Annotated in this window: 11 protein-coding genes; 4 read left to right on the top strand and 7 right to left on the bottom strand. The window is 54.2% G+C overall.

The annotated features are described in order from the left end of the window. Positions 1-41: 41 nt before the first annotated feature. The 7 genes from AAC007_RS13215 to AAC007_RS13185 are packed head-to-tail and all read right to left on the bottom strand — an operon-like array spanning position 42 to position 8,196. Positions 42-1,094, bottom strand: a complete 1,053-nt coding sequence (locus AAC007_RS13215) for a sugar phosphate isomerase/epimerase (protein ID WP_295876821.1) — start codon at positions 1,092-1,094, stop codon at positions 42-44. Then, on the bottom strand, positions 1,094-2,278 hold the full coding sequence (locus AAC007_RS13210) for a Gfo/Idh/MocA family oxidoreductase (RefSeq protein WP_295876824.1): 1,185 nt from the start codon (positions 2,276-2,278) through the stop codon (positions 1,094-1,096). The genes AAC007_RS13215 and AAC007_RS13210 overlap by 1 nt, the downstream gene beginning before the upstream one ends. After that, on the bottom strand, positions 2,275-3,186 hold the full coding sequence (locus AAC007_RS13205; RefSeq protein WP_295876827.1) for a ThuA domain-containing protein: 912 nt from the start codon (positions 3,184-3,186) through the stop codon (positions 2,275-2,277). The genes AAC007_RS13210 and AAC007_RS13205 overlap by 4 nt, the downstream gene beginning before the upstream one ends. 40 nt (positions 3,187-3,226) lie before the next feature. Beyond that, the gene (locus AAC007_RS13200) at positions 3,227-4,924 is read right to left on the bottom strand and encodes a GMC family oxidoreductase (RefSeq protein ID WP_295876829.1); all 1,698 of its coding nucleotides are present in this window, start codon (positions 4,922-4,924) and stop codon (positions 3,227-3,229) included. A 10-nt stretch (positions 4,925-4,934) separates the two neighbouring features. Next, entirely contained in the window at positions 4,935-5,552 is a 618-nt protein-coding gene (locus AAC007_RS13195; protein ID WP_295876832.1) for a gluconate 2-dehydrogenase subunit 3 family protein, read from the bottom strand. Further along, on the bottom strand, positions 5,549-5,827 hold the full coding sequence (locus AAC007_RS13190; protein ID WP_295876836.1) for a hypothetical protein: 279 nt from the start codon (positions 5,825-5,827) through the stop codon (positions 5,549-5,551). The genes AAC007_RS13195 and AAC007_RS13190 overlap by 4 nt, the downstream gene beginning before the upstream one ends. Before the next feature lie 20 nt (positions 5,828-5,847). Further along, positions 5,848-8,196 carry a TonB-dependent receptor gene (locus AAC007_RS13185; RefSeq protein WP_339677393.1) on the bottom strand — a complete coding sequence of 783 codons (2,349 nt, stop codon included), beginning with the start codon at positions 8,194-8,196 and terminating at the stop codon, positions 5,848-5,850. A gap of 480 nt (positions 8,197-8,676) precedes the next feature. On the opposite strand from AAC007_RS13185, the gene AAC007_RS13180 reads away from it, so the two are divergent. The 4 genes from AAC007_RS13180 to pta all read left to right on the top strand — a co-directional run bounded on the left by AAC007_RS13180 (position 8,677) and on the right by pta (position 12,325). Further along, positions 8,677-9,465, top strand: a complete 789-nt coding sequence (locus tag AAC007_RS13180) for an enoyl-CoA hydratase/isomerase family protein (protein ID WP_339677391.1) — start codon at positions 8,677-8,679, stop codon at positions 9,463-9,465. Positions 9,466-9,519: 54 nt separating this feature from the next. Further along, positions 9,520-10,890: an acyclic terpene utilization AtuA family protein gene (locus AAC007_RS13175; protein ID WP_295877947.1), complete on the top strand. Its 1,371-nt coding sequence runs from the start codon at positions 9,520-9,522 to the stop codon at positions 10,888-10,890. A gap of 1 nt (position 10,891) precedes the next feature. Next, positions 10,892-11,224 (top strand): hypothetical protein, encoded by a 333-nt coding sequence (locus AAC007_RS13170; protein ID WP_295877946.1) that lies wholly within the window; start codon positions 10,892-10,894, stop codon positions 11,222-11,224. Between the two features lie 138 nt (positions 11,225-11,362). Continuing rightward, positions 11,363-12,325, top strand: coding sequence for a phosphate acetyltransferase (pta, locus tag AAC007_RS13165; protein ID WP_339677389.1), 963 nt, complete (start codon positions 11,363-11,365; stop codon positions 12,323-12,325). Positions 12,326-12,407 lie beyond the last annotated feature (82 nt).

Raw genomic sequence — 12,407 nt, 5'->3', positions numbered from 1 at the left:
CAACCTCTTATTATCATTGTGCTGCCGCCAATGCGGCCTTATTAATTCGGCTCGATCCCCAGCACTTGGCGATTGAATGCGTCGTCGCCGCCCGCGCCAGCGAAATCATCAAAAGCCCGATCAGTGAGGCGTATCATGTGATCGCGAATAAAGGGCGCCCCTTCCCGAGCGCCGTCTTCTGGATGCTTCAGACAACACTCCCATTCCAACACCGCCCATCCGTCATAGCCGTATTGGGCGAATTTACTGAATATCGCCTTGAAGTCGATCTGCCCGTCGCCGGGTGAGCGGAAGCGGCCGGGGCGGTCCACCCAATTGTCATAACCGCCGTAAACACCGCTGCGACCATTGGGGCGAAACTCGGCATCTTTCACATGAAACGCTTTAATCCGCGAGTGATACAAATCGATAAAGGCGAGGTAGTCCATCTGCTGAAGTAGTAAATGGCTGGGATCGTAGAGTATATTTGCCCGCGGATGATGATCGACGGCTTCGAGAAAACGCTCAAAACTTGCGCCGTCATGCAGGTCTTCACCGGGATGAATTTCGAAGCAGCAATCCACCCCCGCCTCGTCAAAGGCATCAAGAATCGGGCGCCAGCGTTTGCCCAACTCTGCAAATCCAGCCTCTACTAAACCTGCTGGACGCTGGGGCCACGGATAAAAGGTATGCCATAGCAACGCGCCGGAAAACGTGGCGTGAGCAGTCAGCCCTAAGCGCTGACTGGCTTTAGCCGCTAACATCAATTGATTTACCGCCCACGTCTGCCGCGCGGCTGGATTGCCCCGCAACTCAGCGGGAGCAAATCCGTCCATCAATTGGTCGTACGCTGGGTGCACAGCCACTAACTGGCCCTGAAGGTGGGTCGACAGTTCAGAAATCTGCAGACCTGCAGACGCTACTCGACCCTTGAGTTCATCGCAGTAGTCCTGGCTTTCCGCCGCTACTGACAGGTCAATTAAGCTGCTCTCAAAACTAGGGAGCTGCACACCCTCATAACCCAATTCTTTCGCCCAAACGCACAGACCTTCCAAGGTATTAAAGGGAGCTTCACTGCCTGTAAATTGAGCAAGAAAAATAGCTGGGCCTTTCATTATTTATTCTCCAGTTCCGCAATGGCTTGCAAGGGATGCCACTTCCGGGTGGATTGCGACGCCGCAACGGTCGCCTCGATAAAGCGCATGCCACGCAGAGCATCTGCTATACCGGGCACGTCGCGCTCAACCGCGGTGGCGTCGCGGCCCTCTAGCCGTGCGCGTACCTGACCGGCAAAATTTCGGTAGTGATTGGCGAATGCCTCTAAATAGCCTTCCGGATGGCCAGCCGGCGTGCGGCTGTTGGCCAAAGCAAGCGATGACAGTCCTGGCCCGCCCGCACGCAGTATCTGCGCAGGGCGATCAGCCCATTTTAAGCACAGCGTATTTGGTTCGTGCTGCTGCCAATCCAAGCCACCTTTGTCGCCATACACGCGCAGCCGGAGATTATTTTCCTCACCAGCGCAGATTTGACTGGCGATCAACACCCCGCGCGCACCGTTTTCAAAACGCAGTAATACGGTTGCGTCATCGTCCATTTGTCGACCTTCAACCACCGCGTTGAGATCAGCGCAAATTGCTGCGATAGCCTGACCGCAAACGTACTCACTTAGCTGCGCAGCATGCGAACCAATATCGCCAACACAGCTGCTTATTCCCGCCTGCGCCGGATCAAGCCGCCACGCCGCTTGTTTGCTTTCGGCTTCAACACCGGACTGTGCCAACCACCCCTGCGGATACTCCACCAATACTTTGCGCACCTCACCCAGCGCACCACTAGCAACAAGACTCCGCGCCTGCTTTATCATTGGATAGCCGGCGTAGGTGTGAGTCAGACCATAGAGCAAACCGGTCTTCTGCAGCTGCACCGCCAACTGCTCCGCCTCGTGCAGTGAGCGCGTTGCAGGTTTGTCACTGAGCACATGAAACCCGTGCTTTAACGCCGCCGCTGCGATTGCGAAATGGCTGTCGTTCGGCGTGACTATAACGACAAAATCCATACGCTCACCATCAGGTAGCGCCGCCTCTGCCGCCATCATACTTGTATAGCTTTGGTAACTGCGCTCCGCGGGTAGACACAAACTTTCGGCAGTCTCCTGCGACTGCACCGGGTTGCGAGAAAACACACCACACACCAGTTTAATCTCGCCGTCCAAGCGAGCGGCAATACGATGTACAGGACCGATCATGGCGCCGGGGCCGCCCCCCACCATACCCATACGGATTTTTCGACGCGCGCTCATAACTCTCCCTCTCGCTCGACGGCCGGCACTGCCTTAGCGGGATCCGGCTGCGCAGTTTTTAACGGCGACTTAAGCCAATGCATTGCCTCTACCAAAAACCGCTGGTAGTCCGCCAGCCTATATGTGTGAGGCTGATGGCCAATAGCGCTGTACAGCACCCGCCCCTTGCCCAACGCATGACGCCAGGCAATGGGATGCTCGCCCGGCATATGATCGCTGCCGAACAGACTGTCGCCCTTTACCTGGTATGAAGACTCATCAACCGTCAGCAAAATCTCATAGCCTTTGTCGCGGGGATTCGCCGCAAAGGCGTACCACTCTTCGTCGGCTACCAGCCAGGGAGAAGGCAGGTGCCGGGTTATCGGCGAGGCCGGATCAGCCACAAGCACATCGGCATCCTGAAACTGTGGATGCATGGTATGACCGATAAACTGCGCGCCCACCAAGGTGTCGACATACCATTGCCAGCGGTAACTGGAGTCACCTCCCGAGGCGTGAATACCCAACCAGCCACCGCCGCCCTCCAACCACTGCCGCAATGCGTCGCGCTGGAGCTCAGTAAGTACGTCGCCAGACACGTTATTCCAAATGATGAGGTCGAACTGGGCGAGCAACTCCGGAGAATGCACAGCCGCATTATCAGTAAGATAAGCCTGCCAACCCTGTTCAGTAATTAATGACGACAACACCGACTTGGCGACAGGAATCGCCTCTTTGTGAATAAAGCCGTTGGTCTTGCTGAATACCAGCACCGCGGGTCGACTAAATGCCGGCAGATTCGGCGCTTTGGTATCGTAGTCGTAACGTGGGATGAGCCCCATGGAGCGCACCTGGTAATAGGCCACCGCGACTAAGATCAGTAGCGCTGCCAAGCCCACCCACAAGCTGCGCTTTAGCCATTGTTTCACTTATCATTTCCTCACTGTTCAGCGCGGCACACGACGATAATCACAAGACCCCCGCCTGCATCTGTTTCACTGCGTAATCACAGGCTCTGGCGGTGAGTGCCATATACGTTAGCGACGGGTTGACGCAAGACGCTGACGTCATACAGGCGCCATCCGTAACGAACAGATTCGGTACATCGTGGGCCTGATTGTGGGCATTAAGCACCGCTTCTGCTGGATCATTACCCATGCGGGCAGTGCCCATCTCATGCACCGCGCCGCCCACCGGACTGTCAATTTGGTGCTGCTTCAAATTCAGCACCGCGCCCGCTGCGCGCATAATGCGATCGCTTTGACCGACCGCATCCTCCCACAACTTGTATTCGTTCTCGCGCCACTGCGCATCGAATACCACTTGTGGGATACCAAAGCGGTCGCGCTTATTTGGATGCAAATAGAGATGGTTGCGTTTGTCTGGCAGACATTCGGCAAACACGGCCATCGCCCATACCCATGGACCTGGCTTTCGAAGGCTGTCTTTGAGACTGGCACCGAAGCCTTTGCGGTGATAATTCACCTTCCAGTTCATACGCACAACATTGCCTTGAATACCGTAGCCGCGCACGAAGTCGCTTTGGTCTTCCTGCCCCGGCAGATTGCGAAACCGCGGAATATACGTCCCATTCGGCCGATTTCCATACCAATAACTATCCATGTCGTCGAGGAAAATTCCCATCGACGCGACTCCGTGAACATGGTCCATCAGGTAGCGTCCCAATGCACCACTGCGGTTTGCCAAACCATTGGGGAATGCCTCAGACGCAGAGTTTAGCAATAACTGGGTGCTGCCTACGGTGGATGCACACAGGAACACCAAGCGCGACCGAAAGCGCAGGCGCTCACCCGTTTGACTGTCGATCACGCGCACTTCTGACACCTTGCCGGTCTCAGAATCAAGCACTAATTTCTCCACCACAGAGTTGGGACGCAAGGTCATATTTCCGGTGGCGGTGGCCGCCGGCAAGGTCGCGCTCTGCGAGCTAAAATAACTGCCAGTGGAACAACCGCGGTGACAGGGGCCGCAGTAATGGCAGGCCGCTCGACCATTGTGATTTTGGGTGAGAACAGCCGTCCGGCCAATGGTCAGATTCACGTCCGGTGCCTTGCGTTTTAGACGCCCGCGAATAGTCTCTTCAATTTTATGCATCCCCATGGGCGGCAAGAATTCGCTATCTGGCAATTCATCCAAGCCCAACTTCTCGCCGCTGACGCCGATAAACTTTTCGACGTAGCTATACCACGGCGCGATATCGTCGTAGCCAATTGGCCAGGGAATACCGTGACCGTCGCGCTGATTGGCCGCAAAGTCCTGCTGACTCCAGCGATAGGTCTGCCGCCCCCATACCAGAGAGCGACCGCCCACCACGTCAGTGCGAATCCAGTTAAACGGCTTTTCCGTTTGATAGGGATTTTGCTTATCGTTAACGAAGAAGTGACGCGTTGCCTCACCAAAGGCGTAAGACGTGCTTTGTACCGGATACTCGTCTGCATACAACTCGCGGGGGGGCTTACCCTGAAAAGGCAGCTTCCAATCCGGCGCATGTTCGCCGGTATAGTCGGCGCCATGACGCAATTCGCGACCGCGCTCAAGCACGAGTACCTTCAAGCCCTTTTCGGTCAATTCTTTTGCCGCCCAGCCACCGGTAATCCCAGAGCCAACGACTATCGCATCAAAATCGTACTGTGTTGTTGCAGACATCGCCGTTCCTTTAAATCAGCACTGAAACCCAACTGCTATCGTCGTCATGCAGTTTTTGATGACCGTCAAACTTCATCGGCATAGCCTCGTAACGCAGCACTTGCGTGCCACCGACCTCAGAGGTAAAAAAGCCCCAAATCGTTAATTCTTTAAGCTGGCAAATAAACGGGGCATCACTGACATACACCGGTATTTCGCCAAATGAATACCAACTGGAATCCGAGGCTGCGCTTTCCAGATCTTCTAAAATATTAATTCGCGTTTTTTCAGCTAGCGTTTCAAAAGCTTGCTGATGATCGCGCTGCACCTGCGCCATCAACGCCTCAAAACCATCGACGAACAGACTTCGCTCTTGCTCATTGAGCCACTCAAAAACCATGAGCTCTACGAAGCGCGGCACGCCGGCATCGATGGCGCCCGGTGATTCCGTACGCGGTATGACCGTTTCCGTTAGCATTGCCAGGGTGGCCCGCTGCGCAGCGTTAAAATACGACATCTTGCGGTCGATATAATTGGGCGCCGCCGCCATGTGCTGCTGTTGTTCCACAGTTAATGTGATGCCCATCTGGCTGGCGCTAACACCGCCAATTAGCAGCGCCGCACACTCCAAAAACTCTCGACGATTCATGAATGACCTCCCAGCTTTGACCGCAAATAACGCCACCACGGCAGCGCCACTAACAAACCGGCAAGTAGACACGCCAGCCACTGGTAGTGCCATTCGCCAAAATAGAATGAGGCCGCTTTAAAAACACTATAGCCATAGTAGATAAAGCCAACGCCTGTAAGGTGGTGTAGCTCGTAAAAAAGCGTCGCTGTTGCGCCCAGTAGGGCATAGAGGTAGACAGCCACCCCCAGCCCCGCCAGCAGGCGCGGAATTCGAATTTCGACACGTTCAACCATGATCTCTAGTCACCCATTCTTCAAAAGCTTAGCTCCACCTCGATACCGGAAACACGCGGCGGTAGATTGCCAATTAATACAAGTTGACTGGGACGATCGCTGCCCAGGAAAAGCGGTGCCGCCGAGAAAAACAAATCACTATTATCTTCGAGGTTCTCAACAAAGGCGGTGACTTTGATCTGACGGCTGGCGTTTTGCCAGCCCAAACGCACCGAACTGTTGGTGTATGCATCCACGACATCGTCGTCGTTACCCAGTCCCCGGCGGTTAATTTGATCTGTCCAGCTGGTTTGCACGGAGGTAGTCACCCGCCCCCAGTCATTTAACTCAACAACATAACTGGCCAACAGCGACACCGCAAACTCCGGCGATGCTGGCAAGGTTTCGCCAGAAAAGTCGAAAGGATCGTTCGCATCACAACCCGGCGCTGGACTGCCCTGCTCCCGCACCGGATCGTTGCCGCAGTAGCTGTCATAAGACGCATCCGTCCACGCAAAGCCGCCCATCACACTAAGACTGGCGGTAGGCATCCAGCGCAAATCCATTTCTAAACCGTGAATTGATGCGGCGGCAGCATTTTCAGTAATCACTCCGCCTGGGGTTATCTGGCTAACCTGCAAATTCTGATAATCGTAAAAATACAAGGCCATATTGGTCTGCAGACTCTGCCCCAGGAAACTTGCCTTCCAACCAAACTCAAGGGAATCGAGAAACTCCGGATCGACTGGATTTTGAATCACGCCCTCTTCTAAAGATTCGATTCGCTGCGCTAAACCTGGCTTATAACCCCGCGCTGCCTTCACATACGCCATACCGCTTTCGTTGTAGAACCAGCGCACACCCAACTCACCGGTAGTCTCTTCGAAGGCGGCGTACTGATTGATATCTTGCTCCTGAACCAGCGGGAAGTTGCCGAGCGGAGTCACAATGGCATTTACCGAACTCGCCGTCTCGTTGGTAAATTCGTCACGATTGTGGCGAATGCCGGCAGACACCTCGATATTTGGCCAGCCAAACAATTCACCCAAGTCCAAATTGGTATTGAGAAATACCGCCCGACTGTCATCGACAATATGAATACCATCGATCCGCACCTGTGCCGTGATAGGACCGGAGATCACATCCAGCCAATCCGGCAAGCCCACCGTCGATGGCGACAAATGACTGCGCACGTCGATAGCCTGCCGCCAGTCATCGGTTTTGCGATACGCGAAAAACCCCAGCAACCAATCCACACCACTCGCGTTATCTGATACAAACCGCAGTTCTGCCGTGCGTCGGACATCGCTGGGGTGCTCAGATACGCCATCAGTGATGGCAGCGTCGGTGCCGTCCAGGTCAAATACTGACCGCCAATCGCGACGCATTTCACCGCCCACGATTACCACGTCCATATTACCGAGCAACGGCAGGTCTTCTAGCGACCACGTGAGATCTGCCGATATACGCGTAAAATCTTCTTCAAAGTTACCGAAGCGCTCGTGGGCCCGCGACCGAACTTGCCTCACGTCATCGGGTAGCGGAGTCGCGCCCAACGCTTCCAGCTCGCCACTTTGGCGAGCCTTCCGGGAAGGGGAAAACACGGTGTTGGTGCCGTTGGTCCGATACTGATATTTAATTGCCCGGAGCCCAAGCGCCAGCGAATCATGTAACTGACTCGTTAGATAAATGCGTAAAAAGCGGTCTTGGAGATTACCCGGATCAGCGTCATCTGGTGTCAGCAGATTGTCATAGTTGCCGTCTTTTTCACGCGCGAAACCGGCAACGCGGGCCAATAGGCGGTCATCACCCGCGCCGAGTAAAGGCATATTAATATAGGCACGCAGCTCTTTTGAGCTTAAGTCCGTCTGCCGATAGCTGCCCCCCATCCCCAGCTCAGGCTCCGGCTTAGCCCACTTGGCGTTAATCGCCCCGGCAGTTGCATTTCGTCCGTAGGCGGTGCCCGATGGGCCACGCACCACCTCCACAGCCTGCAAATCGTAATAGGGCTCTCCGCGCAGATCCAAAAAGAGGTCGTTCACGTGAAATGCCACTGGCGATGGGCCGTCTCGGGTGCGACTAATTCCGCGTATAGCGACCTGCTCACTGCCCGCCTCCTCGCCCTGAACGATCACACCGGGCATGAACTGGGCCATGGTGCGAAAATCCTGAATATTCTGCTCAGCCAGCATTTGGCCGCTCAACGCAGACACAGAGCCGAGCACATCCTGCAGCGACTCGCTACGCTTAGAGACCGTCACTACAACTTCTTCTATCATCAAGCCAGATGGCGCGCGATCTGGAGCCACACTGGCTTGAGCAAAAGCTGAGCTGACGATAAGCCACTGCAGTACTGCAGTCGCCGCGACCCAAAAAATCTTAGACACCATGGCTGTCTCCCTACCCCTTTGCCAACTGACACGTTGTTCGGGGCATTAGTTATTATTATGTAATCGTTTACATCATAATAACGACCGCCTCCAAAATACAAGTCCCATAATGCAATTTATGTGAAGTAGGCCTTAGCTTGGCTGCCGAGTGATGACAACAAACAGGCGCAAAAATCATTACCGACATCGACAGCCAAACGATAAATTATGATGCCGCGCGCCACTCTTAACTATGACGTATCCTATATACGCCTGCTCTTGCTAACAAAACCCAATACAACACCAATTCGCAAATTGGCCATTTTGATTCTTTTATTACGCAGACATACCCAAGTCACCCACTATTGAGCACAACTCAATATAAATTCTCCACAACCTTGTTATATCCGCCATTAATCAGGTATATTAAGGATCATCATAATCACAGCAAGCCTCAATAGCAGAACACGAGCTCTTAACTCAGCACGCTTAAGGATCAACATGAGCGACAACATCATCAAATACCACGTGGGCGACAGCGGCATTGCCACCATCACCCTCAATCGCCCCGACATTCACAATGCCTTTGACGATACCGTGGTTGCCGCACTGACCACCGCCTTTAGGCAAGCAGGTGAAGACCCCGCTGTGCGGCTTGTGGTTTTGGCCTCTACCGGTAAAAGCTTCTGCGCCGGCGGCGACCTCAACTGGATGCGCCGCATGGCGACCTACAACTTTGAAGAGAATTTGCGCGATTCCAATATGCTGGCCGAGATGCTGCGCACATTGAATTACCTACCCAAACCCACGATTGCGCGGGTACAGGGTGCCGCCTACGGTGGCGGCGTCGGCTTAGTCGCCTGCTGCGATATGGCGGTGGCCTCACCCGAGGCCGTATTTTGCTTGAGCGAAGTGAAGGTCGGATTGATACCCGCCACCATTGGCCCCTATGTGGTTCGCGCCATTGGCCAACGCGCCTCGCGCCGCTATTTCACCACCGCCGAGCTAATCAGTGCCGACAAGGCGCTTACTCTGGGCCTGGTCTCAGAAGTCGTCGCTAGCGATCAGCTTGACGAGTGTATCGCCGGCATCACTAAAAATTTGCTACGCAATGGCCCCCGCAGCGTCGGCGAAGCCAAACGTCTAGTACTGGATGTGGCCGACGGCGAAATAGACGCCGCCATGATTGCCGACACCAGCCAGCGCATCGCCGAGACCCGCGGCTCTGACGAAGGCCGCGAGGGGCTGACCGCCTTTCTAGAGAAACGCAAACCGGCCTGGATTAAATAATCGCTTTATAGCCGAACCCACTTAACTCGATTAACACGCTAACAGGAACGTATTATGAGCCAAGATAAAACCGTGCTTATCGCCAACGGCCAAGGCTTTTGGGGTGACAGCCTCCTGGGTCCGCTGCGCCTGGTTGAAGAAGGCCCACTGGATTACCTAACGCTGGATTATTTAGCCGAAGTCACCATGAGCATCATGCAAAAGCAAAAGCTGCGTAATCCCAACGCGGGCTATGCGACTGACTTCGTGGAAATGCTGCGCCAAATTTTGCCGACTTGCCAAAAGAAGGGCATTAAAGTGATCGCCAATGCCGGCGGTGTAAACCCTAGAGGTTGCCTGGAAGCGATACAAAGTGTGGTTAAAGAACTGGGCATGACCGGCATTAAAATCGGCATCGTTGAAGGCGACGATATTCTCGACCAATTGCCGGAACTGATAGCCTCTGGCGAGAAGTTCAAAAACCTCGACAACGGCGAGGCCGTGGACTCCATCCTAGACAGAATGTCTAGCGCCAACGTTTACATCGGCGCCAAGCCCATTGTGGATGCGCTGGCACAGGGTGCTGACATTGTGGTGACGGGCCGTTCGACCGATCCATCACTGGTTGTGGCGCCACTGATTTACGAATTTGGCTGGTCAATGGACGATTTTGACAAGCTGGCTGCAGGCACCGTCATGGGTCATATCTTAGAGTGTGGCGCGCAGTGTACTGGTGGTAACTATAACGACTGGCGCAATGTGCCCGACTTCGCTCGCATCGGCTACCCGGTGGTTGAAGCTAAAGCCGACGGCACCTTTGTGGTCACTAAACACGCAGGCACCGGCGGCTTAGTTAACATCGACACCATAACCTCACAGCTGATGTACGAGCTGGGCGACCCGGTCAACTATTTAGGGCCTGACTGCACCTCTGACTTTACCACCATCAAGCTAGAGCAAGACGGCGAGAACCGCGTGCGTGTCAGCGGCGTGAAGGGTTCTGCCCCCACCCCAACCTATAAAGTCTCTATGTCGTATGAAGACGGTTACAAGATTGTTGGCCAATTAACTTATACCGGTCCAGACGCCATAGAAAAAGCCAACCTTGGCGCGGCTATTTTGTTTGAACGCGTCGGCATGTACGGCAAGCCCATCCCCGAAGCGGATCGCTTTGTTGAATTGTTCGGCACCAATGTTTGCTACAAAGGCATTGTGAAGCAGGAGCAAGAGCCCAGTGAAGTACTGCTGCGTGTTGGCGCCAAAAGCCACGACAAAAACCTGCTCAACACCTTAGCTCGCGAGCTAGCACCGCTGATTACTAGCGGCCCCGTTGGTGTTACCGGCTTTGCGGCTGGTCGTCCACGCCCGACTGAGATTGTAGGTTACTGGCCTGCCTTGATCGACAAAACTAAAGTCACCACCAGCGTCATTGTGGAGGAAGTATAAGATGGCCCGTGTACAATTATTTGATGTAGCAATTGCCCGCTCTGGCGACAAAGGTGACGGTTCTAATGTGGGTATTAAAGCCCGCACACCGGAACTGTATGAGTTTCTGCGTGAGAATTTAACAACCGCGGTGGTTAAAGAGCACTTTAAAGAAATCTGCTTTGGCGACGTAAAGCGTTACGAATTGCCCAACCTGCAAGTATTGAACTTCATTCTTGAAGATTCACTTGGTGGTGGCGGCACCGAAACGCTGATCATGGATGCCCAGGGCAAGGTGCACAGCCTGGCGCTGCTGCACATGGAAATGGATATACCTGACGCACTGCTTGCCTAGTCAGCGAGTATTAAATGCGTAAGACGATTCAGGCCGGTTATCCGGCCTGAATGCTTTTTTGCTTTTCAAATGTGCTTTTCAAATTAGACAAAGCAAAACACAATACACACTCACCTGAAGCCAAAGAAAGTAAAAGCCATGAGCGGAATACTAAGCGCCTTACATCAGCAGGCTAAACAATCACCTAAGCGCGTTATTCTGCCAGAGTACTACGACCCTAGAGTAATAAGCGCGGCATCAACTCTAGCCCAGAAAAAGCTGGCGACGCCCATCTTAATAAGCGCTCCAGACAACACACCATTGCCCGCTGATATAGAAATATTTGACCAACGTCCGGACGCAGAATCTTGGCGCAACAAAGCCATCGCAGCCTTTACCGAAGCGCGCGCAGCCAAAGGTATGACCGAAGACAAAGCCCGCGACGCACTGCAAAACCCGGTACTACTTGCCGCCGTACTGATTAAAATCGGCTACGCCGATGCCGGCGTTGCCGGCTCTACCGCCACCACGGCCGACGTCTTGCGCGCAGGGATACAAGGCTTAGGTTTAGACGCCAACGCCAAACTGGTTTCAAGCTTTTTCCTGATGGAATTACGCGATGGCAGAGTGCTGAGTTATGCCGACTGCGCCGTCATACCTGACCCCAATAGCGACGAGCTAGCGGACATTGCCATCAGCAGCGCCGCGAGCTATCTGCGCTTGACCAAAGAACAGCCCAAGGTCGCCATGCTGACTTTTTCAAGCAAAGGCTCAGCCAGCCACCCCCGCGTCGACAAGGTCATTGACGCCCTAGCCCTAGCCAAAGCGCGTGCGCCGGAGCTTGATATAGATGGCGAGCTGCAATTCGACGCCGCCTTTGTGCCCGCTATCGGCCAACGCAAGGCGCCGGAATCGACCGTCGCCGGCCAGGCAAATGTGTTTGTGTTTCCTAGCCTAGAAGCAGGTAACATCGCTTATAAAATCACCGAACGCATCGGTGGCGCCAAGGCCATCGGCCCCATTTTGCAGGGGCCGGCCAAACCTTGGATGGACTTGTCACGGGGATGCACTGCCGAAGACATCGTCGATGTCGCGGTAATTGCAGCGGTGCTAGCGGAGTAGGTAAAACAAGGCACAACAAACAAGGCTTAAAAAAAGTGGCGCACTGAACTCAGCGCGCCATTTTTTATTCAGCGATAAAACA

The organism is uncultured Zhongshania sp., from assembly GCF_963975605.1.
Classification (GTDB): domain Bacteria; phylum Pseudomonadota; class Gammaproteobacteria; order Pseudomonadales; family Spongiibacteraceae; genus Spongiibacter; species Spongiibacter aquimaris.
Note: the sequence above shows the minus strand (reverse complement) of the source record. Positions and strands in the feature narration are given on the sequence as shown.